Annotated in this window: 22 protein-coding genes and 1 other annotated feature; all 22 genes read right to left on the reverse strand. The window is 43.1% G+C overall.

The annotated features are described in order from the left end of the window. Positions 1 to 13 precede the first annotated feature (13 nt). Positions 14 to 643, reverse strand: a complete 630-nt coding sequence (gene rplC / locus R2B72_RS09025; protein WP_318616147.1) for a 50S ribosomal protein L3 — start codon at positions 641 to 643, stop codon at positions 14 to 16. Between the two features lie 43 nt (positions 644 to 686). Continuing rightward, a complete protein-coding gene (gene rpsJ, locus R2B72_RS09030) occupies positions 687 to 995 on the reverse strand; it encodes a 30S ribosomal protein S10 (protein WP_042478628.1) in 309 nt (102 codons plus the stop codon). Between the two features lie 246 nt (positions 996 to 1,241). After that, a complete protein-coding gene (locus tag R2B72_RS09035) occupies positions 1,242 to 2,561 on the reverse strand; it encodes a Na+/H+ antiporter family protein (protein ID WP_318616148.1) in 1,320 nt (439 codons plus the stop codon). Between the two features lie 173 nt (positions 2,562 to 2,734). Continuing rightward, positions 2,735 to 3,922 (reverse strand): elongation factor Tu, encoded by a 1,188-nt coding sequence (gene tuf / locus R2B72_RS09040; protein WP_318616149.1) that lies wholly within the window; start codon positions 3,920 to 3,922, stop codon positions 2,735 to 2,737. A gap of 126 nt (positions 3,923 to 4,048) precedes the next feature. Continuing rightward, positions 4,049 to 6,127 (reverse strand): elongation factor G, encoded by a 2,079-nt coding sequence (gene fusA / locus R2B72_RS09045; protein WP_318616150.1) that lies wholly within the window; start codon positions 6,125 to 6,127, stop codon positions 4,049 to 4,051. A 51-nt stretch (positions 6,128 to 6,178) separates the two neighbouring features. Beyond that, positions 6,179 to 6,649 (reverse strand): 30S ribosomal protein S7, encoded by a 471-nt coding sequence (gene rpsG / locus R2B72_RS09050; protein WP_318616151.1) that lies wholly within the window; start codon positions 6,647 to 6,649, stop codon positions 6,179 to 6,181. Between the two features lie 42 nt (positions 6,650 to 6,691). Continuing rightward, positions 6,692 to 7,114 (reverse strand): 30S ribosomal protein S12, encoded by a 423-nt coding sequence (gene rpsL, locus R2B72_RS09055; RefSeq protein WP_318616152.1) that lies wholly within the window; start codon positions 7,112 to 7,114, stop codon positions 6,692 to 6,694. A gap of 102 nt (positions 7,115 to 7,216) precedes the next feature. Next, the gene (locus tag R2B72_RS09060) at positions 7,217 to 7,465 is read right to left on the reverse strand and encodes a ribosomal L7Ae/L30e/S12e/Gadd45 family protein (RefSeq protein ID WP_318616153.1); all 249 of its coding nucleotides are present in this window, start codon (positions 7,463 to 7,465) and stop codon (positions 7,217 to 7,219) included. Between the two features lie 125 nt (positions 7,466 to 7,590). Next, positions 7,591 to 11,193 (reverse strand): DNA-directed RNA polymerase subunit beta', encoded by a 3,603-nt coding sequence (gene rpoC, locus R2B72_RS09065; RefSeq protein ID WP_318616154.1) that lies wholly within the window; start codon positions 11,191 to 11,193, stop codon positions 7,591 to 7,593. A 133-nt stretch (positions 11,194 to 11,326) separates the two neighbouring features. Further along, complete coding sequence (gene rpoB / locus R2B72_RS09070; protein WP_412177814.1) at positions 11,327 to 14,860, reverse strand: DNA-directed RNA polymerase subunit beta; 3,534 nt, start codon at positions 14,858 to 14,860, stop codon at positions 11,327 to 11,329. 231 nt (positions 14,861 to 15,091) lie between these two features. Next, positions 15,092 to 15,694, reverse strand: a complete 603-nt coding sequence (locus tag R2B72_RS09075) for a class I SAM-dependent methyltransferase (RefSeq protein WP_318616156.1) — start codon at positions 15,692 to 15,694, stop codon at positions 15,092 to 15,094. Positions 15,695 to 15,787: 93 nt separating this feature from the next. Further along, the gene (gene rplL / locus R2B72_RS09080) at positions 15,788 to 16,150 is read right to left on the reverse strand and encodes a 50S ribosomal protein L7/L12 (RefSeq protein ID WP_318616157.1); all 363 of its coding nucleotides are present in this window, start codon (positions 16,148 to 16,150) and stop codon (positions 15,788 to 15,790) included. A 67-nt stretch (positions 16,151 to 16,217) separates the two neighbouring features. Next, positions 16,218 to 16,718, reverse strand: a complete 501-nt coding sequence (gene rplJ / locus R2B72_RS09085; RefSeq protein ID WP_318616158.1) for a 50S ribosomal protein L10 — start codon at positions 16,716 to 16,718, stop codon at positions 16,218 to 16,220. Positions 16,719 to 16,750: 32 nt separating this feature from the next. Continuing rightward, positions 16,751 to 16,900, reverse strand: a sequence feature (ribosomal protein L10 leader region). 42 nt (positions 16,901 to 16,942) lie between these two features. Continuing rightward, a complete protein-coding gene (rplA, locus tag R2B72_RS09090; protein ID WP_318616159.1) occupies positions 16,943 to 17,644 on the reverse strand; it encodes a 50S ribosomal protein L1 in 702 nt (233 codons plus the stop codon). A gap of 120 nt (positions 17,645 to 17,764) precedes the next feature. Further along, positions 17,765 to 18,190, reverse strand: coding sequence for a 50S ribosomal protein L11 (gene rplK, locus R2B72_RS09095; protein WP_318616160.1), 426 nt, complete (start codon positions 18,188 to 18,190; stop codon positions 17,765 to 17,767). Between the two features lie 170 nt (positions 18,191 to 18,360). Then, on the reverse strand, positions 18,361 to 18,894 hold the full coding sequence (gene nusG / locus R2B72_RS09100) for a transcription termination/antitermination protein NusG (protein ID WP_318616247.1): 534 nt from the start codon (positions 18,892 to 18,894) through the stop codon (positions 18,361 to 18,363). Between the two features lie 149 nt (positions 18,895 to 19,043). Next, entirely contained in the window at positions 19,044 to 19,229 is a 186-nt protein-coding gene (gene secE / locus R2B72_RS09105) for a preprotein translocase subunit SecE (protein WP_318616162.1), read from the reverse strand. A 52-nt stretch (positions 19,230 to 19,281) separates the two neighbouring features. Further along, the gene (rpmG, locus tag R2B72_RS09110; RefSeq protein ID WP_318616163.1) at positions 19,282 to 19,431 is read right to left on the reverse strand and encodes a 50S ribosomal protein L33; all 150 of its coding nucleotides are present in this window, start codon (positions 19,429 to 19,431) and stop codon (positions 19,282 to 19,284) included. A gap of 80 nt (positions 19,432 to 19,511) precedes the next feature. Further along, positions 19,512 to 20,132: an RNA polymerase sporulation sigma factor SigH gene (sigH, locus tag R2B72_RS09115; protein ID WP_412177817.1), complete on the reverse strand. Its 621-nt coding sequence runs from the start codon at positions 20,130 to 20,132 to the stop codon at positions 19,512 to 19,514. A gap of 101 nt (positions 20,133 to 20,233) precedes the next feature. Further along, positions 20,234 to 20,749: an NYN domain-containing protein gene (locus R2B72_RS09120; protein WP_318616166.1), complete on the reverse strand. Its 516-nt coding sequence runs from the start codon at positions 20,747 to 20,749 to the stop codon at positions 20,234 to 20,236. After that, entirely contained in the window at positions 20,746 to 21,504 is a 759-nt protein-coding gene (gene rlmB / locus R2B72_RS09125) for a 23S rRNA (guanosine(2251)-2'-O)-methyltransferase RlmB (RefSeq protein ID WP_318616167.1), read from the reverse strand. Before rlmB ends, R2B72_RS09120 begins: the two co-directional genes overlap by 4 nt. Then, on the reverse strand, positions 21,501 to 21,923 hold the full coding sequence (locus R2B72_RS09130) for a Mini-ribonuclease 3 (RefSeq protein ID WP_318616168.1): 423 nt from the start codon (positions 21,921 to 21,923) through the stop codon (positions 21,501 to 21,503). The genes rlmB and R2B72_RS09130 overlap by 4 nt, the downstream gene beginning before the upstream one ends. Between the last annotated feature and the right edge of the window lie 5 nt (positions 21,924 to 21,928).

The raw sequence follows: 21,928 nt of genomic DNA on the forward strand, positions 1-21,928 counted from the left end.
CTTTCTTTAATGGTCAGTTCCCTTTGATTGCGCTACGCACTTGTAGAAGTGATTTGCGTGATCCAGGAACGTTACCTTTTACAAGTAGTAAGTTACGTTCTACGTCTACTCGTACGATTTCAAGATTTTGAATCGTTACTGTTTTGCCACCCATACGTCCAGGCATTTTCTTACCTTTAAATACACGTTGTGCGTCAACAGATCCGATTGAACCTGGTGCACGGTGGAAACGTGATCCGTGGCTCATAGGTCCTTGTGAGAAACCGTGGCGTTTAACAACACCTTGGAATCCTTTACCTTTTGTTGTTCCTGTAATGTCGACGATATCGCCTTCAGCGAAAGTATCAACTTTGACTTCCTGACCAACTTCGTACCCGTTCACGTCTAATTCGCGGAATTCGCGAATGAAGCGCTTAGGTGCCGTAGCAGCTTTAGCAACATGTCCTTTTTCAGGTTTGTTAGCTAGCTTTTCTCGTTTATCTTCAAAACCGATTTGGATTGATTCGTAGCCGTCCGTTTCTTTTGTCTTCTTTTGAAGAACAACGTTTTGTCCAGCTTCAATCACTGTTACCGGGATGAGATCGCCGTTTTCAGCAAATACTTGCGTCATACCGACTTTTCTTCCTAAGATTCCTTTGGTCATTTGTCACACCTCCTGAATTAGTTTAAGTTTTATTTGGTAGCAATTAAAGTTTGATTTCAATGTCTACGCCCGACGGTAAGTCGAGTTTCATTAACGCGTCAACAGTTTGTGGTGTTGGGTTAACGATGTCGATAAGACGTTTGTGTGTACGCATTTCGAACTGCTCGCGCGAATCTTTGTATTTATGCACCGCACGAAGAATCGTGTAAACAGATCTTTCAGTTGGAAGTGGAATCGGACCCGACACACTTGCACCTGAACGTTTTGCTGTTTCTACAATTTTCTCAGCTGATTGATCCAAAATTCTATGATCATATGCTTTCAAACGAATACGAATCTTTTGTTTTGCCATTATTTTCCCTCCTTTTCGCCTATTTTGTTATAGACATTCTCCACGAAAATTTCCCACACACATGCCATGGCAAAGCGGCCTGGTGTGTCGGCAACCTCTCGCTTCATCGCAGTCAAAGACTAACATTAAATATTATACATAAAGAAAAAGAATTCCGCAAGTCTTTTGTGGAATTTCTTTTCTCAACTTTATTATTATAATTCTATTCGATAGAAAATGCAACTGGTACGCTAATAGTCGTAACATTTAACCAAACATCATTACTGTCGCCCAACCAAAAATAATGAGTGGAATGTTGTAATGAATGAACGTTGGCACACATGTATCCCAAATATGATTATGCTGTCCATCCACGCCAAGTCCAGCGGTTGGTCCGAGCGTCGAATCGGATGCTGGAGACCCTGCATCCCCGAGTGCAGCAGCAGTTCCGATTAGTGCGATGATTGCCATGCCACCAAATCCAAACTCCATACTGAGTGGAACAAAGATGGAAGCGATAATCGGAATCGTCGCAAATGATGAACCTATGCCCATCGTTACAATTAAACCAACAAGCAACATAATGAAAGCAGCCATTCCTTTATTATCGCCAAGCATTGCACTCGCACTTTCAACAAGCGTTGTGATGTGACCTGTTGCTTGAAGCACGGATGCAAAACCGTTGGCCGAAATCATAACAAATCCGACGAACGCCATCATGCGCATACCTTCATTAATTAATCCATCAGCTTCTTTCCACTTAAGCGCACCTGTTATATACAGTATCGCAATACCTGTCACCGCTCCCGCAACCATTGATTGAGTAGGAATTTGGACGATTAGTGTTCCGATAAGAGCGGCAATCGTGAAATAGATATTTCTTTTCTTAACTTGCACCTTTTCTTCGAACATATCTGTTTGCCTATCTTCATATTCCCGAGGTTTGCGATAGGAAAAGAATACTGCAATTAACAAGCCAACAACTAAGCCTAGTACAGGAAGTGCCATCGCTTTTGGAATATCAGCCATGTCGATTGCTAGACCAGCTGCCTTCATCTGAATCGCAATAATCTCTTGAAAGATAAAACCATAGCCATATGGCAGCAATATATACGGGGCTGTCAATCCAAACGTCAATACTGATGCGACGAGACGTCGATCCACCTTCAACAAATTTAAAATATGTAGAACAGGTGGTACGAGTAGTGGGATAAAAGCAATATGGATAGGAATAAGATTCTGTGAAAATATCGCCATCGTTAGAAGAATTAGTACGATAAGTACCTTCCCAAGGCCCGCACGATCACTTTCTCCATCCTTTTTAACAATCCGTAGTATAGCAGAGACGAGTAGTTGCGGAATACCTGTTTTTGAAATGGCAACCGCAAATCCTCCTAGCAATGCATAACTGAGTGCAATTGTTGCACCTGCCCCAAGACCTTCTGTAAATGAAGAGATTGTCGCTTCAAACGACAAGCCACCTGTGAGCCCACCTATAATAGAGCCAGCAACAAGCGCCAATACTACGTTAACCCGCATCAAGCTCAATATCAACATAACAAGTACTGCTATAATAACCGCATTCATGCATATTCCTCCCGAGTAACAACTTTTACTTCATCCTAGTAAAGCAATGAAGTAGAATACTTAATCTATCAGAAGATACGCCACCTGTCAATAAATATTTAGTTTTTCTCTCTATTAAAATCTATTAACGAAAAAAATCCCGCCACAAGGGCGGGATTTTCAAGAAAAAAGAATTATTTAATGATTGTTGCTACAACGCCAGCGCCTACAGTACGTCCACCCTCACGGATAGAGAATTTCGTACCTTCTTCAAGAGCGATTGGAGCAATTAGTTCGATTGTCATTTCAATGTTATCTCCAGGCATAACCATTTCTACGCCTTCTGGAAGTGCGATAACGCCAGTCACGTCAGTTGTACGGAAGTAGAACTGTGGACGGTAGTTAGAGAAGAATGGAGTGTGACGTCCACCCTCTTCTTTTGAAAGAACATATACTTCTGAAGTGAACTTCGTGTGCGGAACGATTGTACCTGGTTTAGCAAGTACTTGTCCACGTTGGATATCGTCACGAGCTACACCACGAAGTAGAGCACCGATGTTGTCGCCTGCTTCTGCATAATCAAGAAGTTTACGGAACATCTCTACACCTGTAACAGTTGTAGATTTTGGTTCTTCAACGATACCGATGATGTCAATAACATCCCCAACTTTAACTACTCCACGCTCAACACGTCCAGTAGCAACAGTTCCACGTCCTGTAATTGAGAATACGTCCTCAACAGGCATCATGAATGGTTTTTCAGTATCACGTGGTGGTGTTGGGATATACTCGTCAACAGCAGCCATAAGTTCCATGATTTTTTCTTCGTATGCTTCGTCGCCTTCAAGTGCTTTAAGAGCAGAACCTTTGATGACAGGAATGTCATCGCCAGGGAAGTCATATTCAGAAAGAAGATCACGAATTTCCATTTCTACAAGCTCAAGAAGCTCTTCGTCATCAACCATATCACATTTGTTCATGAAGACAACTAGGTATGGAACACCAACTTGACGTGAAAGAAGGATGTGCTCACGTGTTTGTGGCATCGGGCCATCAGCTGCAGAAACAACTAGGATTCCGCCGTCCATTTGAGCAGCACCAGTGATCATGTTTTTAACATAGTCGGCGTGACCTGGGCAGTCAACGTGTGCGTAGTGACGAGTTGCAGTTTCGTACTCGATGTGTGAAGTATTGATTGTGATTCCACGCTCTTTTTCTTCTGGCGCGTTATCAACGTCAGCGTATGAACGAGCTGTACCACCTAATTTTTTAGAAAGAACTGTTGCGATTGCTGCAGTTAGAGTTGTTTTACCATGGTCAACGTGACCAATTGTTCCAACGTTAGCATGTGTTTTGGACCGATCGAATTTTTCTTTACCCATTTGGGAATTCCTCCTTAAAATATGAAAGTTTTTTGTTTTTATTTGTAATTACGGGTGTCGGAGGGGCCCCTCCAACTACCCATATCTTACAAGTTATTTATTATGGAAACAAGTTCAATTTATAAATTATTCGCCCTTGTTTTTCTTGATTATTTCTTCTGCAATTGATTTTGGCACTTCTTCGTAGTGATCAAATACCATTGAGAAGTTTCCGCGTCCTTGTGTGTTAGAACGAAGAGCTGTTGCATAGCCAAACATATTCGCAAGTGGAACCATTGCACGAACTACTTGTGCGTTACCACGTGCTTCCATTCCTTCTACACGACCACGACGTGATGTAACATCACCCATGATATCTCCCATGTATTCTTCAGGAATAATTACTTCAACTTTCATCATCGGCTCAAGAAGAACCGGGTTAACTTTTGATACAGCGTTTTTCAATGCCATAGATGCAGCAATTTTAAACGCCATTTCATTGGAGTCAACATCATGATAAGAACCGTCGAATAGACGAGCTTTAATGTCAATCAAAGGATAACCAGCGATTACACCATTATCAAGTGAATCACGGATACCTGCTTCAACTGCCGGAATATATTCACGTGGAACTGTTCCTCCGACAACGTTATTAATGAATTCGAATCCTTTTCCTTCTTCGTTAGGAGAGAATTCGATCCAAACGTGACCAAACTGTCCGCGTCCACCGGATTGACGCACGAATTTACCTTCAACTTCCGCTGAAGCACGGAATGTTTCACGGTAAGATACTTGCGGAGCACCGACGTTCGCTTCTACATTGAATTCACGACGCATACGGTCTACAAGAACGTCAAGATGCAATTCACCCATACCAGCAATGATTACTTCTCCTGTTTCTTGGTCTGTGTGCGCACGGAATGTTGGGTCTTCCTCTTGAAGCTTAGCAAGTGCCATACCCATTTTATCTTGGTCGGCTTTTGTTTTCGGCTCAACAGAAAGTGAAATTACTGGCTCTGGGAACTCCATTGATTCCAGAATTACAAGTGCTTTGTCGTCACAAAGTGTATCACCTGTACCTGTATCTTTAAGTCCAACTGCAGCAGCAATTTCCCCTGCATGTACTTCAGCGATTTCTTCACGGGAGTTCGCATGCATTTGTAGGATACGTCCTACGCGCTCACGCTTACCTTTAGAAGAGTTTTGTACGTATGATCCTGATTGAAGAACACCAGAATACACACGGAAGAATGTCAATTTACCTACATAAGGATCCGTCATAACTTTGAATGCAAGTGCCGAGAATGGCTCTTCGTCACTTGAGTGACGTTCTACTTCTTCGTCATTTTCAGGATTTGTTCCTTTCATAGCAGGAATATCTAGTGGTGATGGAAGGTAGTCAATAACTGCGTCTAGGACGAGTTGGACACCTTTGTTTTTGAATGCAGTTCCACATACAACTGGGTAGAATTCAACAGCTAATGTAGCATTACGAATAGCTGTTTTGATTTCTGCAATTGTAATTTCTTCTTCATCCAAGAACTTGTTCATTAGATCTTCGTCGAATTCAGCAACTGCTTCAACTAGTTTCTCACGGTATTCTGTAGCTTGTGCAAGATATTCTTCAGGAATATCTCTCACTTCTGTGTTCATACCTGTGTCGTCAGCATAGAAAGTTGCTTTCATTTCTACTAAATCGATAATACCGTGGAATGTATCTTCCGCACCCATCGGCAATTGAATTGGATGTGCATTAGCTCCAAGACGTTCATGAAGCGTACCGATAGAGTATAGGAAGTCTGCACCGGTTTTGTCCATTTTGTTGACGAAAACTAGACGTGGAACGCCGTAGTTTGTCGCTTGACGCCAAACTGTTTCAGTTTGTGGTTCAACGCCCGATTGAGCGTCAAGTACTGTTACAGCACCATCAAGAACACGAAGTGAACGTTCAACTTCAACAGTGAAGTCCACGTGACCTGGTGTATCGATGATGTTTACGCGGTGAGCTTTCCACTCTGCTGTTGTTGCAGCAGAAGTGATTGTGATTCCGCGTTCTTGTTCCTGTTCCATCCAGTCCATTTGAGATGCACCTTCATGCGTTTCCCCGATTTTGTGGATTTTACCAGTGTAGTAAAGAATACGCTCAGTCGTAGTTGTTTTACCAGCATCGATGTGAGCCATGATACCGATGTTACGTGTATTCTCTAAGGAGAATTTTCTAGCCATGTATTTGATCTCCTTCCGTCTCGGATTAGAGTACTAAAGAACTGCTTGATTTTACCAGCGGTAGTGAGCGAATGCTTTGTTCGCTTCTGCCATTTTGTGCATTTCTTCGCGTTTTTTCACAGATGCACCTGTGTTGTTAGAAGCGTCAAGGATTTCGTTCGCAAGACGTTCTTCCATTGTTTTTTCTCCGCGTGTGCGTGAGTAGTTAACAAGGTAACGAAGTCCAAGTGTTGTACGGCGATCAGGACGTACTTCAACTGGTACTTGATAGTTTGCTCCACCTACACGGCGTGCTTTTACTTCAAGAACTGGCATTACATTGTTAAGTGCCGCTTCAAATACTTCAAGTGGCTCCTTACCAGAACGTTCTTTTACAAGCTCGAACGCACCATAGAGGATTTTTTGAGATGTACCTTTTTTACCGTCAACCATCATTTTATTGATGAGACGTGAGACGAGCTTCGAATTATAAATCGGATCCGGAAGTACGTCACGTTTAGCAACAGGGCCTTTACGTGGCATGTTGTTATCCTCCTTTCAAGAAACTAATTTAGATTTTTTAGATTAAGATTTTTTAACTTTAGGTCTTTTAGCTCCGTATTTAGAACGGCTTTGCATACGTCCAGTAACTCCGGCAGTATCAAGTGCTCCACGAACAACATGGTAACGAACACCAGGTAAGTCTTTTACGCGTCCTCCACGAATAAGTACTACGCTGTGCTCTTGTAGGTTGTGACCTTCACCAGGAATGTACGCATTGACTTCCATAGAGTTTGTCAAACGAACACGTGCATATTTACGAAGTGCCGAGTTCGGCTTCTTCGGTGTCATTGTACCGACACGTGTACAAACACCCCGTTTTTGTGGTGAGTTCACGTTTGTCATTGACTTTTTGAAGCTGTTATAGCTTTTCCCGAGTGCTGGTGATTTAGAACTTTCCGAGTTAGGTTTACGCGGTTTACGAACTAATTGATTAATTGTAGGCATCGGTTTTTCCTCCTTCCGTACTTCTTTTTTAAGACCACACATCCAGGTGGTTCATTTTTGGGGTAAAAACAAAGTCTTTGTGCTTTTTTCACACAAAAACCATTATCCAGTAATCGCAACCACGGCTGCACCGACTTGAATTCCACATGCATTTCCGAGTCTATCTTTCGAATCAACATATGTCACTTGGATGCTATGAAGCTTGGCTTCCTCCATTACTGGAGCGATAACCCGTTCTTCTGCATCTTGCGCGATAATGACTGCAGTCACTATCCCTGCACGGATCGCTTTCACTGTCTGCTTTGTACCGATGATTGTCTTCTTTGCCCGCTCGACTTTTTCATAAGACATTTCCATATCCTCCAAAGTACAGACATTCAACTATCAACCTTTTGTATATTATCATCTAGCGAGAAAATTGTCAACACATAAAGGATAAAACGGGGAGAATTGAATTCCCCCGTTTCAGCATTGATTTATTCAGCGATAACTTTCTTAGCCGAATTCTTCTCTCCACCTTGTTCCATAACGATGTGACGGTAACGTTGCATTCCCGTTCCAGCTGGTACAAGTTTCCCGATAATAACGTTTTCCTTCAAACCAAGTAGTTCGTCGGTTTTCCCTTTGATAGCTGCATCCGTCAAGACACGAGTTGTTTCTTGGAATGATGCTGCCGACAAGAAGGATTCTGTTTCAAGTGATGCTTTTGTAATACCGAGAATGACAGGGCGACATGTCGCTGGAACTTTACCAACTTTAAGTACCACTGCATTCGCATCTGAGAATTGATGGATATCAAGTAGTGAGCCCGGCAATAGATCCGTGTCACCCGCTTCAATAACTCGCACTTTACGAAGCATTTGGCGAACCATTACTTCTACGTGCTTGTCACCAATTTCAACACCTTGCATACGGTATACTTTTTGAACTTCTTTCAAGAGGTAATTCTGAACAGTGGCAACGTCTTTTACAACAATCAATTCTTTCGGATCGATAGAACCTTCTGTAATGACTTCACCGCGGTCAATAGAATCGCCGACTTCAACTTTCAAGCGTGCATTGTATGGCGCAAGATACTTACGCGTTTCAACATCGCCTTGAATTGTAATTTCTTTCTGACCTTCACGGATTTCATCGATTTCAATGATGCTACCTTTGATTTCCGAAATAACCGCTTGCCCTTTCGGATTTCGCGATTCAAAGATCTCTTGGATACGAGGAAGACCTTGTGTAATATCATCCCCAGCAACTCCACCTGTATGGAACGTACGCATCGTAAGCTGTGTACCAGGCTCACCGATAGATTGTGCAGCGATAATACCAACCGCTTCACCAACCTCGACTGTTTCACCTGTTGCCAAGTTGATGCCGTAACATTTCTTACAGACGCCGTGTTTCGTATTACAAGTAAACGCCGAACGAATTGTCACAGTTTCAAGACCCGCATCAAGTATGTTACGTGCAGCATCCGCTGTGATTAAACCGTCTTTTTCAAGAATCAATTTACCTGTTTCAGGATGGTAAATTGTTTTCTTCGTGTGACGACCTTCAATACGTTCATCCAGCCCTTCAATCAATTCCGAGCCTTCCATCAATGCACTAATTTCCAGACCACGGTCTGTTCCACAGTCATCTTCACGAACAATAACGTCCTGTGCAACGTCGACAAGTCGGCGTGTTAAGTAACCCGAGTCAGCTGTCTTAAGTGCTGTATCCGCAAGTCCTTTACGCGCACCGTGTGTGGAGATGAAGTACTCAAGTACTGTCAACCCTTCACGGAATGAAGATTTGATTGGAAGTTCGATAATACGACCAGCCGGGTTGGCCATCAGACCACGCATACCCGCAAGCTGCGTGAAGTTGGACGCGTTACCCCGCGCACCAGAGTCACTCATCATATAAATCGGGTTCGAGTGATCAAGAGAATCCATTAGCTTAGCTTGGATAACATCCTTCGCATGACTCCAGTAAGAAATAACACGATCATATCGTTCTTCTTCTGTTATGAGACCGCGGCGGAATTGTTGTAGCACTTTATCCACTTTATCTTGCGCTTCTTGCAAAATGTCATCTTTGTTAGGTAATACAACGATATCAGAAATACCGATTGTAATTCCTGCACGTGTTGAATATTTGAATCCAAGGTTTTTCATACGGTCGAGCATTCTCGACGTTTCCGTAATGTGGAAACGCTTGAAGATTTCCGCAATAATATTCCCAAGAATCTTTTTCTTGAATGGCTCCACAAGTTCCATTTCTGCAAAGTGTTTTTTCACATCTACAGTACCTGAAACGAAATATTTGTCGGGCGTTTCAACTTCCAAGTTGGAATTTGTCGGCTCGTTAATATATGGGAACGACTCTGGTAGGATTTCGTTAAAAATAACCTTTCCGACTGTCGTCAAAAGGAGTTTTCCATTTTGTTCTTCAGTAAATGTCGGGTTATTCAATGAACCTGCCTGAATAGCAATTCGCGAATGAAGATGCACATGACCATTATGGTAAGCAATAAGCGCTTCGTCCGCATTGTAGAACACAGTTCCTTCACCTGTTGCACCTTTACGTTCCAACGTAATGTAATAGTTCCCTAATACCATATCCTGGGACGGTGTAACAACCGGCTTTCCGTCTTTCGGGTTCAAAATGTTTTGCGCAGCTAGCATGAGTAAACGTGCTTCTGCTTGCGCCTCCGCTGATAAAGGAACGTGAACAGCCATCTGGTCACCATCGAAGTCAGCGTTATAAGCTGTACAAACGAGTGGATGCAGTGTGATTGCGCGCCCTTCTACAAGAATCGGCTCAAACGCTTGAATTCCAAGACGGTGAAGAGTTGGTGCTCGGTTCAGAAGGACTGGATGCTCTCTAATGACATCTTCAAGAACGTCCCATACTTCCGAATGAAGGCGTTCAATTTTACGCTTAGCACTCTTAATATTATGTGCAAGTCCTCGTTCAACGAGTTCTTTCATCACAAATGGTTTAAACAATTCAATCGCCATTTCTTTCGGCAAACCACACTGATACATTTTCAAGTTAGGTCCTACGACGATAACGGAACGACCAGAATAGTCAACACGTTTTCCAAGTAAGTTTTGACGGAATCGTCCTTGCTTACCTTTCAACATATGAGAAAGAGATTTCAATGGACGGTTACCTGGTCCTGTAACAGGACGACCACGACGACCATTATCAACAAGTGCATCCACTGCTTCTTGCAGCATCCGCTTCTCGTTCTGAACGATGATGCCTGGAGCTCCAAGGTCAAGTAAACGTTTCAATCTGTTATTCCGGTTAATAACCCTCCGGTATAAATCATTCAAGTCAGAAGTTGCAAAACGTCCACCGTCAAGCTGTACCATCGGGCGTAGTTCTGGCGGAATAACCGGCAGTACTTCAAGTACCATCCATTCAGGTTTATTGCCTGAGTTACGGAATGATTCAACAACTTCAAGTCGTCTAATCGCACGCGTACGACGTTGTCCTTGAACAGTTTTCAATTCTTCTTTCAAGAATTCCATTTCTTTATCCAGATCGATTGCCATCAAAAGTCGTTCAATAGCTTCAGCACCCATAAGTGCTTGGAACTTAGAACCATACTTTTCACGGTAAATACGATATTCCCTTTCAGAAAGCAATTGCTTTCTTTCAAGTGGTGTATCTGCGGGATCTACAACAACATAAGATGCGAAGTAGATGATTTCTTCCAAAGCACGTGGTGTCATATCGAGAATAAGTCCCATACGACTTGGAATTCCTTTGAAATACCAAATATGTGTTACCGGAGCTGCAAGTTCAATATGCCCCATACGTTCACGGCGCACTTTTTGACGAGTTACTTCGACTCCACAACGATCACAAACGACGCCTTTATAGCGTACACGTTTATACTTACCGCAATGACATTCCCAATCTTTCGTAGGTCCGAAAATACGTTCACAGAACAGACCATCTTTTTCAGGTTTTAATGTACGGTAGTTGATTGTTTCTGGCTTTTTCACTTCACCATATGACCATGAACGAATCTTATCTGGTGAAGCGAGGCCGATTTTCATATACTCAAAATTGTTTACATCTATCAAGGAGCCTACCTCCCTTTAGTCTTATCGCTGCAATTGGCTTTTCCGAGCAAGCGCACACCTTTTATTATAAAAAAATATGAAGGGGGAACATCATATTCCCCCTAAAAAATCAGTTGTATCTTCACTAGGCAAATCAGACAGGCTGATCTTCTTTTATCAGATTCAGAGCGTCCGTTGGTTGCATATCATCATCTTCATCAAGATCACGTAACTCGATTTCTTCTAAGTCGAGTGACAACATCTTCACGTCCAGCCCAAGGCTTTGAAGTTCCTTAATAAGAACCTTGAATGATTCCGGAACACCTGGTTGAGGAACGCTTTCACCTTTGACAATCGCTTCATACGTTTTCACGCGTCCTACAACGTCATCGGATTTCACAGTTAGAATTTCTTGAAGCGTATAGGCTGCCCCGTATGCTTCAAGCGCCCAAACTTCCATCTCCCCGAAACGCTGTCCACCAAACTGAGCTTTACCACCCAGCGGCTGTTGCGTAACGAGTGAGTAAGGTCCTGTTGAACGAGCATGAAGCTTATCGTCAACCATATGCGCCAGTTTAATCAAGTACATGACACCGACTGATACACGGTTGTCGAACGCTTCACCAGAACGACCATCATACAGAATTGTTTTTCCGTCGCGATCCATTCCAGCCTCTTCCATCGTTTCCCAAACATCTTCTTCATTAGCTCCGTCAAATACAGGCGAAGCCATATGAATACCAAGACTACGAGAAGCCATACCTAAGTGCATTTCCAGAACTTGTCCGATATTCATACGTGATGGTACACCCAATGGGTTAAGCATGACATCGATCGGTGTGCCATCCGGTAAGTAAGGCATATCCGATTCAGGCAAGATACGAGAAATTACCCCTTTGTTTCCGTGACGCCCGGCCATTTTATCCCCGACAGAAATTTTACGTTTCTGGACGATATAAGCACGAACTAGCTGGTTAACGCCCGGTGGCAATTCGTCACCGTCTTCACGATTAAACACTTTCACATCAAGTACAATCCCACCTGCACCGTGTGGAACACGTAGGGATGTATCGCGAACTTCACGTGCTTTTTCGCCAAAGATTGCGTGTAGTAGTCTTTCTTCAGCTGTCAGCTCTGTAACACCTTTTGGAGTCACTTTACCAACAAGAATATCGCCATCACGAACTTCAGCACCAACACGGATAATTCCGCGGTCGTCAAGATTACGAAGCGCATCTTCACCAACGTTTGGAATATCACGCGTAATCTCTTCAGGTCCTAGCTTTGTATCTCGTGCTTCAGATTCGTACTCTTCGATATGAACCGAAGTGAATACATCATCCTTCACAAGACGTTCACTCATGATGATAGCATCTTCATAGTTGTAACCATCCCATGTCATAAACGCCATTAGAACGTTACGACCAAGAGCAAGCTCTCCTTGTTCCATTGAAGGTCCGTCCGCTAAAATTTCAAGCGGCTTGACACGATCTCCAACACTAACAATCGGACGTTGGTTATAACATGTTCCTTGGTTCGAACGGATAAAGTTTTCAAGACGATAAATTGTAAGATCACCTTGCACTTCTTTGCCATCCACCGTCTCAATACGTCGAACGCGAATTTCTTTCGCTTCAACATGCTCTACAATCCCATCGTATTTCGCAAGAACTGCGGCACCTGAGTCACGTGCTGATACGTGTTCCATACCCGTTCCGACGAAAGGCGCTTCTGGATTAAGTAAAGGTACTGCTTGACGTTGCATGTTCGCTCCCATTAGGGCACGGTTGGAGTCATCATTCTCAAGGAATGGAATACATGCCGTTGCCGCAGAAACAACCTGCTTTGGTGATACATCCATATAATCGATCTGTTCACGTTTAAATACAGTGTTATCCCCTTGGAAACGACCTACGACTCCCTCTTTGACGAAAGAACCATCTTCTGCAAGGATTGCATTTGCCTGTGCTACGACATAGTTATCTTCCACATCGGCAGTTAAATAATCGATTTGGGCAGTTACTTTACCTGTCGTAGGATCAACTTTTCGGTATGGTGTTTCAATGAATCCGAACTTGTTTACTTTTGCAAATGTTGAAAGTGAGTTAATCAGCCCGATATTTGGTCCCTCTGGCGTCTCAATCGGACACATACGTCCATAGTGAGAGTAGTGAACGTCTCGGACTTCCATCCCAGCACGTTCCCGTGTCAATCCACCGGGCCCAAGTGCAGATAGCCTACGTTTATGTGTCAGTTCCGCAAGCGGGTTCGTCTGATCCATGAACTGGGAAAGCTGCGAGCTTCCGAAAAACTCTTTAATCGACGCAATAACCGGACGAATATTAATCAGTTGCTGCGGTACGATTGATTGTGTGTCATTAATAGACATACGTTCTTTTACAACACGCTCCATACGAGAAAGTCCGATACGGAACTGATTTTGCAGAAGTTCTCCAACTGAACGAAGTCGACGATTACCAAGATGATCAATATCATCCGTGTTGCCCACGCCATGAAGGAGGTTGAAGAAATAACTAATGGATGCAACGATGTCCGCAGGCGTTACATGCTTAATAGACTCATCGACATATGCGTTGGAGATAACATTAATAACTTGTTTCTCTTCGCTTTTTGGAGAATATATTTTAATGGATTGAATTGTAATTTTCTCATCAAGCACTCCACTTGAATGGGTAATCTCTTCGAAACCAATTCCCTTTTCCAAATGCGGAAGAAGGCGGTCCAATGTACGACGATCAATGAGTTGATCTTTCTCCAGTAAAATTTCTCCTGTTTCAGGATCAACTAGCGTTTCTGCAACAGTTTGATTGAACAAACGGTTTTGCGCATGCAGTTTTTTGTTCATTTTATAACGCCCAACATTCGCTAGGTCATACCTTTTCGCATCGAAGAAACGAGAGAACAACAAGTTCTTCGCGCTATCAAGTGTTGGTGGTTCACCTGGACGAAGGCGCTCGTATATTTCAAGTAATGCCTTTTCAGAGCTTTCGGTATTATCTTTTTCAAGCGTGTTGCGTAAATACTCATTGTCACCGATTAACTCGATAATTTCCTGGTCGGATGAGAATCCGAGCGCACGAAGGAGTACAGTAACCGGCAGTTTTCGCGTTCGATCAATTCGAACGTGAACAACATCTTTTGCATCTGTTTCATATTCAAGCCAAGCACCACGGTTCGGAATGACAGTTGCGCCAAATCCGCGTTTCCCGTTTTTGTCGGTCTTATCGCTGTAATAAACGCTTGGTGAGCGAACAAGCTGCGAAACAATTACCCGTTCCGCACCGTTAATAACGAACGTCCCGTTTTCTGTCATGAGCGGGAAATCACCCATGAAGACATCTTGCTCTTTTACTTCTTCTGTTTCTTTGTTATGCAAGCGAACTTTTACGCGCAGCGGTGCTGCATACGTTACGTCACGCTCTTTCGATTCATCAACTGGATACTTAGGATCTCCTAGCTGATAGTCGATAAATTCCAACGAAAGATTTCCCGTAAAATCTTGAATCGGGGAAATATCGCGGAACATTTCGCGTAGCCCTTCTTCCATGAACCACTCATAAGATGCCGTCTGGATTTCAATCAGATTCGGCAGATCCAGCACTTCGCTGATCCGTGCGAAACTTCTACGCTGACGGTGTTGACCATACTGAACTAAATGACCTGTCAACTCTTTCACCCCTCATAAAACAATATTAGTCCTTTGCGAAACCATAAAAATAGTGTATGATATCGAAAAAAACAAAAAGAAAACGAGTTCCGGTAAGAGCTCATTTTCGGTTTGACAATCTTTTATACATCGCTAGTATACCTTTTGTTTCCATTTCTCATACAAATGGGCATACGAACGCACTATAATAATTTATGCATTTTACAACATTACCATATCATCACTCTGGAGTCAAGACTTTTTGACTCTCAAAATATAATAACCCCTCTTTTTTACGACTACCTCAACGTTACCGAAAAGTTCTTCCAAACGATCTATCGTCGAAGGCGCTCCTTGTTTCTTCTGGATGACTACCCACAGTTCGCCACCAACTACAAGTTTCAAAAAAGCTCCCTCATAAAAATTGAATACCGTCTCTTTTCCTGCACGGATTGGCGGATTCGTCAAAATCGCGGCAAACCCTTTTGTTGTGACCGCAGATAATGCATCGCTCGGATAAATTTCTGCATTCGCAATATCGTTTTGTCGCGCATTATGCACAGCAAGAGAGAGCGCTCGTTCATTCACATCAATCATGTGAATACTCCGTTCCGGAAAAGATGCGGCAATCGACAAACCAATTGGACCATAGCCACAACCGACGTCCAGAATAGCTCCTTCCGTTTCCGGCATAACAAAAGCTTCAGCGAGGAGTCGCGAACCAAAATCCACTTCACCTTTACTGAATACCCCAGCATCCGTCTTAAAACGTAGTGTTTTTCCACGCAACACCGCGGACCACTCTTTCGGATCACTTTTCACTTTCGGATCTCTCGAGTAATAATGTTCAGACATGTAAGTCCTCCTCTCGAATAATCACTTGCAGATAAAAAAACGAAGAAAAGCCCGTCCATATCCGACGAGCTTCCCTTCATTTATTCAAAAAAATTATTTAAGTTCGATTACTGCGCCAACTTCTTCAAGTTTAGCTTTCATTTCTTCTGCTTCTTCTTTAGAAGCGCCTTCTTTGATTGCTTTTGGAGCGTTATCAACTACTTCTTTCGCTTCTTTCAAGCCTAGGCCAGTAAGTTCACGAACAGCTTTGATAACTTTGATTTTTTGATCTCCAGCAGATGTAAGAACTACGTCGAATTCAGTTTGCTCAGCAGCAGCTTCTCCGCCACCAGCACCCATCATTGCAACTGGAGCTGCAGCTGTTACGCCGAACTCGTCTTCGATTGCTTTTACAAGGTCGTTTAGTTCAAGAACTGTCATTTCTTTGATTGCTTCAAGGATTTGTGCGTTAGTCATTATATTTTCCTCCTAATAATTGTTTTTGTCGAGCTTTAGCTCGCAAGTTGTATTTCAGGCCGCTTGATTAAGCGCCTTGTTCTTCTTTTTGTTCTGCAACGGCTTTCGTAACAAGCGCGAAGTTGCGCATTGGAGCTTGAAGCACGCTGAGAAGCATAGAAAGTAGACCGTCGCGTGATGGAAGTTCCGCCAACGCTTTAATGTCTGCTTCTGATGCAACTACACCTTCGATGACACCAGCTTTAATTTCTAGTTTGTCATTTTTCTTTGCAAAATCGTTAAGGATTTTTGCAGGAGCAACAACGTCTTCGTTTGAGAATGCAATTGCGTTTGGCCCTGTAAGGTATTCGTTCAACCCTTCAAGTCCTACAGCTTCAGCAGCACGGCGTGACATTGAGTTTTTGTAAACTTTAAAGTCAATACCCGCTTCACGAAGTTGTTTACGAAGTTCAGTAACTTGGCCAACATCAAGACCACGATAATCAACAACAACAACGGATGCTGATGCTTTTAACTTGTCAGAAATCTCACCAACTACCGCTTGTTTCGCTTCTAGTATCTTGCTCATCTGGACACCTCCTAAAAAATTTGGGGTCACTTATACCGATATGAAAAAGCCCTCGTAGCTACATAATGTAGAAACGAGGGCAGAAAAGTCGTCATCTTTAAAATAAAAGAGCGTCTTGTCCTCGGCAGGAATTTTAAGCGGCATGCCGCACCTACTGTCTACGGTACAAATGGTTATATTCACAACAAAAGTCATCTTACCAGAGGACTAGTTATTTGTCAATGTTAGTTTTTAATAACTACGCTTGAAGGATCAATTTTAACAGCAGGGCCCATTGTAGATGTCACATTAACAGACTTCATGTATGTGCCTTTTGCTGATGCAGGTTTCGCTTTTTGCACTGTTTCAAAAACAGTTGCAAAGTTTTCTACAAGCTTTTCGTTGTCGAATGAAGCTTTTCCGATTGGAGCATGGATAATTCCAGCTTTGTCTGCACGGTATTCAACTTTACCTGCTTTGATTTCTTCGATAGCTTTTGTAACATCAAATGTTACTGTACCTGTTTTCGGGTTCGGCATAAGTCCTTTTGGTCCAAGAACACGACCAATTTTACCTACTTCACCCATCATGTCAGGCGTCGCAACGATAACGTCGAAATCGAACCAACCTTGTTGGATTTTAGTGATGTACTCTGCGTCTCCAGCATAGTCTGCACCAGCAGCTTCCGCCTCTTTAAGTTTTTCGCCTTTAGCGAAAACAAGAACACGTTGAGTTTTACCAGTACCGTTCGGAAGCACTACTGCTCCACGGATTTGCTGATCGTTTTTACGAGTGTCGATTCCAAGACGGAATGCAACTTCGATTGTTGCGTCAAAATTAACTGTGCTAGTTTTTTTCGCAAGTTCAATCGCTTCGTTCACGTCGTATGCTTTCATACGTTCTACAAGCTTTGCAGCTTCTGCGAACTTCTTACCTTTTTTAGCCATTTAAAATTTCCTCCTCGATTGTGGTTTTAACGGATTAAACCTCCCACGAATAAGGGTTGCGTGTTCCAGAGAACGAGCGCAACCCCCACTACAAAGAAACAGCACTTCATGAAATCAAGATCAGTCCTCGATCGTGATACCCATGCTGCGTGCAGTACCTTCAACCATTGCCATCGCTGCTTCAACTGATGCTGCGTTTAGATCTTGCATCTTTGTTTCTGCAATTTCGCGAACTTTATCGCGTTTTACAGTAGCAACTTTCTTTTTATTCGGCTCACCTGAACCTTTTTGAAGATTAGCTGCAACCTTCAGCAATACTGCTGCCGGTGGAGTTTTTGTAATGAATGTGAATGAACGATCTTCGAACACAGAAATCACAACAGGAATAATTAGACCTGCTTGATCAGCTGTACGCGCATTGAATTCTTTACAGAATCCCATGATGTTCACACCTGCTTGTCCTAGCGCCGGTCCAACTGGTGGAGCCGGGTTCGCTTTTCCAGCAGGAATTTGCAATTTAACAACTTTAATGATTTTTTTAGCCACGAGACACACCTCCTTAAGTCCGTGATGTGGTAATAGGGTTACCCCTCCCACTCAATATGTGCCTGCCGGCTTACGCCGGTAGAATTTGGTTAATCCGTTCAGATTACTTAGTCATAGTCTGACCTTTGAAATGATACCACAATTTTGCAATGTACGCAAGTGGCAATCGATTATAATTTTTCAACCTGTTCAAAGTCGAGTTCCATTTTCGTTTCCCGACCAAACATATCGACAGATACTTTCACTTTCGCCTTCTCTAGATCAATCTCTTCCACTTTACCTTGGAAATGCGCGAATGGCCCTTCAAGTACTTGAACCATTTCACCAAGAACGTAGTCAACTTCTATCTTACGCTCTTTCACACCCATCTGCTTAAGGATGAAAGTGACTTCCTCAGGCAGCAACGGTGTTGGCTTCGCCCCTCCACCAGAAGAACCGATAAAACCTGTAACTCCAGGTGTATTGCGGACAACATACCATGAATCATCCGTCATAATAATTTCCACCAAGACATAACCAGGGAATGTTTTTTTCATCATTACCCGCTTCTTGCCATCTTTGAAGTCTGTTTCTTCTTCTTCTGGGATGACGACGCGGAAAATTTTATCTTGCATCCCCATCGTTTCTACACGTTTCTCCAGGTTAGCTTTTACTTTGTTTTCATAACCGGAATACGTATGAACGACATACCAATTTTTCTCCATATCCATAATAACGAGGACTGTACGTCCGTCCCTCCTTTTTCCATACAAATTAAGAATAGCGCAAGGCGCTTGAATTCGAGACAATTGAAAAAACCCGTTCATACTGTCAGACGGGATATTTTTTCAAAGTCTTTATTCATACTGCTTTATTATAACGCGAGATACCATTCCATTACTCGTGAAATGCCAAGATCAATAAGTCCGAAGTATACAGCCATAAAAACAACCGTTGAAAGAACAACAATTGTATAGCGTGTCAATTCTTTACGTTTCGGCCAGCTGACTTTTCTCATCTCCGAGACGACGTCTTTAAAAAAACTGATTAACTTGCCCATTATACCGTAAACCCCCGAATATAAATATGATACTGCTATCAGACTAACGATATTACGCTGTCTGCTTATGCATTGTATGTTCGTTGCAATGGCTGCAAAACTTTTTAAGCGACAACCTTTCGGCGGACTTATTGCTCCGTGCTGGCACGGAATAATTTCGTGATCCACATCTATCGCAACTTAAACTAACTTTTTTAGACATTTACTCACCCTATATGACTCATAGTCTTGCTAAAGAGTACCATCTAACTTTAGTGATGTCAATACGATGGGAATTTGCAATTAACGCACCGCGTCGACTTGCATATAACGCTCAAGTTTGCGCTTAATACGTTGAAGCGCGTTATCGACCGACTTCACCTGTCTGTTTAACTCTTCCGAAATCTCCTGATAGGACTGCCCATCTAAATAGAGCGCCAACACTTGCTTCTCAAGACCACTTAACACCTTATTCATCTCTTCTTCCATCTGAATAAAATCTTCCTTGTGGATAATAAGACCTTCTGGGTCATCCAAAATCGGTCCTGCAATTACGTCCAGCAATGTGCGATCGGACTCTTCGTCGAATACAGGCTTGTCCAACGATACTGATGTATTGAGCGGAATGTGCTTCTGCCTTGTCGCTGTTTTAATAGCCGTAATGATCTGCCGCGTGATGCACAGTTCTGCAAACGCCTTGAATGAACTTAGCCGATCCTCTTTAAAATCCCGAATCGCTTTGTATAGACCAATCATACCTTCTTGGATGATATCTTCCCGATCTCCACCGATTAAAAAGTATGAGCGCGCTTTCAATCTAACAAATGATTGGTACTTAGTAATAAGAAAATCAAGTGCATCCGTGTTCCCTTCATGGATAATTGCAATAATCTCTCCGTCAGATAACCCGGTGAAATCCGATATGCCACCTTCAACGTATGTCCTCTCCACCAACTGGATCACCCCGGTTCGCTATCACTATTATATTACAAGTATACCGTAAGAATTTTTTTTACGTCAACCGTTCATTTTATCCCACGCCGCCACTTTTCAAATATTTCCGCAACTTCGTCAGTTAAGGGGATCTTCGAAAACGGGCGCTGCTCTTGGAATTTCTTCACTTTTCCCGAGATAATTTTATCGATTTCATCCATTTCAATTTCTAATTCTCTGGATGATTTTCGAAGTGCCCCTTGCGCAAAAATAACCCATTGCTCTGTCAAATCTGATGTTGCCACATGTATTTGCACCCGTCGCCCACTCAATTCGGAGACTAGTTTTTCTATCCTCTCATCCGCAGTTTCGTTTTCCCTCGTAAAGACAAGCTCAACATCGTGATGCCGCTTCTTCTTTTCAACACCAGGCACAAGATGCGCATCGAAAACGATGATAACACGCCATCCTGTATGTGCCTTGTATTCCGCCATTCGCTCAATAAGGCGATCACGTGCATCAGCTAACCGTTTCGCCTTTAGTTGGCGCAACTCCTGCCATGCGCCGATGACGTTATAGCCATCGACAAGGAGTACATCCGTTTTCATCTGCCGGACTTATATGGCTGACGTTTGCGTAACACTTCGTACATAAGTAAAGAAGCTGCGACAGAAGCATTCAGTGACGTCACATGCCCTACCATCGGCAAATGATAAAGAAAATCGCATTTCTCTTTCAAAATACGTGACATCCCCTTGCCTTCGCTACCGATAATAACTGCAAGCGGTAACGTGGCATCCATCAGCCTATAGTCTACAGATTTAGCAGCATCCGTGCCCGCAATCCAAACACCGCGCTTTTTCAGCTCCTCCACTGTCTGCGAAAGATTATTCACACGCACAACCGGGATATGTTCAATTGCACCTGTTGACGCCTTCGCCACAACACCTGTCAAGCCGACAGCGCGACGCTTCGGAATAATAATGCCATGTGCGCCTGATGCATCTGCCGTCCGCAGGATAGAACCTAAGTTATGAGGATCTTCAAGTTCATCGAGGATAATGAAGAACGGGTCCTCCCCTCGCTCTTTCGCGACGTTGAACAAATCCTCAAGCTCCGCGTACTCGTAAGCCGCAACCGATGCAATAATCCCTTGATGATTTATATCCAGCATGCCGTCTAACTTCTGCTTCGGCACCGCCTGAACGATAACACCTGCTTCTTTTGCCAATGACAGGATTTCTCCAATCCCTTTTTTGTTCAGTCCTTCAGCAATCCAAATCTTATTCAATTCCCTGCCAGAGCGCAACGCTTCAACAATAGGGTTTTTTCCGCCAATCAATTCTGCTTCAATTTCTGTCATGACTTCCCCTCCTCCTTCAATTTTTCGATATAAGCTATCGATTCACCAATAAATTCTGCGACGCGTTCTGTCCTGCCTAGTAAATGCAACCATCCTACAACCGCCTCAAACCCAGAACTGTAATTATACGTCACGACATCGGTGTTTTTAGGGACCGACCCCGATTTCGCATTGCGGCCACGTCTCATGACCGCTTCTTCTTCCTCTGTCATAAACCCAGTTTGTTGCATCATTTTTACAACCGCCGCCTGTGATTTCGCAGACACATAGCTCGTCGCTTCTTTATGTAGCACATTGGGTTTCACTCGCCCCGAGCGCAGGAGATGCTCGCGAACCACTTGTTCGTACACTGCATCCCCCATATACGCAAGAGCTAGGGCATTTAATTGTTTAACGTCTATATCACGCAAGTTATACATGCTGT

This window comes from Sporosarcina sp. YIM B06819, from assembly GCF_033485175.1.
GTDB lineage: Bacteria > Bacillota > Bacilli > Bacillales_A > Planococcaceae > Sporosarcina.

Bases quoted from the DNA above. Each gene is read 5' to 3' on its own strand.
- R2B72_RS09060 (WP_318616153.1), bottom strand. From the start codon at position 7,465: ATGTCTTATGAAAAAGTCGAGCGGGCAAAGAAGACAATCATCGGTACA.
- rpmG (WP_318616163.1), bottom strand. From the start codon at position 19,431: ATGTCTAAAAAAGTTAGTTTAAGTTGCGATAGATGTGGATCACGAAAT.
- rpsL (WP_318616152.1), bottom strand. From the start codon at position 7,114: ATGCCTACAATTAATCAATTAGTTCGTAAACCGCGTAAACCTAACTCG.
- rplA (WP_318616159.1), bottom strand. From the start codon at position 17,644: ATGGCTAAAAAAGGTAAGAAGTTCGCAGAAGCTGCAAAGCTTGTAGAA.
- R2B72_RS09035 (WP_318616148.1), bottom strand. From the start codon at position 2,561: ATGAATGCGGTTATTATAGCAGTACTTGTTATGTTGATATTGAGCTTG.
- R2B72_RS09075 (WP_318616156.1), bottom strand. From the start codon at position 15,694: ATGTCTGAACATTATTACTCGAGAGATCCGAAAGTGAAAAGTGATCCG.
- rplJ (WP_318616158.1), bottom strand. From the start codon at position 16,718: ATGAGCAAGATACTAGAAGCGAAACAAGCGGTAGTTGGTGAGATTTCT.
- secE (WP_318616162.1), bottom strand. From the start codon at position 19,229: ATGGGCAAGTTAATCAGTTTTTTTAAAGACGTCGTCTCGGAGATGAGA.
- rpsG (WP_318616151.1), bottom strand. From the start codon at position 6,649: ATGCCACGTAAAGGCCCTGTTGCTAAACGTGACGTACTTCCGGATCCG.
- fusA (WP_318616150.1), bottom strand. From the start codon at position 6,127: ATGGCTAGAAAATTCTCCTTAGAGAATACACGTAACATCGGTATCATG.
- rlmB (WP_318616167.1), bottom strand. From the start codon at position 21,504: ATGACAGAAATTGAAGCAGAATTGATTGGCGGAAAAAACCCTATTGTT.
- R2B72_RS09120 (WP_318616166.1), bottom strand. From the start codon at position 20,749: ATGAAAACGGATGTACTCCTTGTCGATGGCTATAACGTCATCGGCGCA.
- rplC (WP_318616147.1), bottom strand. From the start codon at position 643: ATGACCAAAGGAATCTTAGGAAGAAAAGTCGGTATGACGCAAGTATTT.
- rplL (WP_318616157.1), bottom strand. From the start codon at position 16,150: ATGACTAACGCACAAATCCTTGAAGCAATCAAAGAAATGACAGTTCTT.
- nusG (WP_318616247.1), bottom strand. From the start codon at position 18,894: ATGGAGAAAAATTGGTATGTCGTTCATACGTATTCCGGTTATGAAAAC.
- R2B72_RS09130 (WP_318616168.1), bottom strand. From the start codon at position 21,923: ATGTATAACTTGCGTGATATAGACGTTAAACAATTAAATGCCCTAGCT.
- tuf (WP_318616149.1), bottom strand. From the start codon at position 3,922: ATGGGTAAAGAAAAATTCGATCGGTCCAAAACACATGCTAACGTTGGA.
- rpsJ (WP_042478628.1), bottom strand. From the start codon at position 995: ATGGCAAAACAAAAGATTCGTATTCGTTTGAAAGCATATGATCATAGA.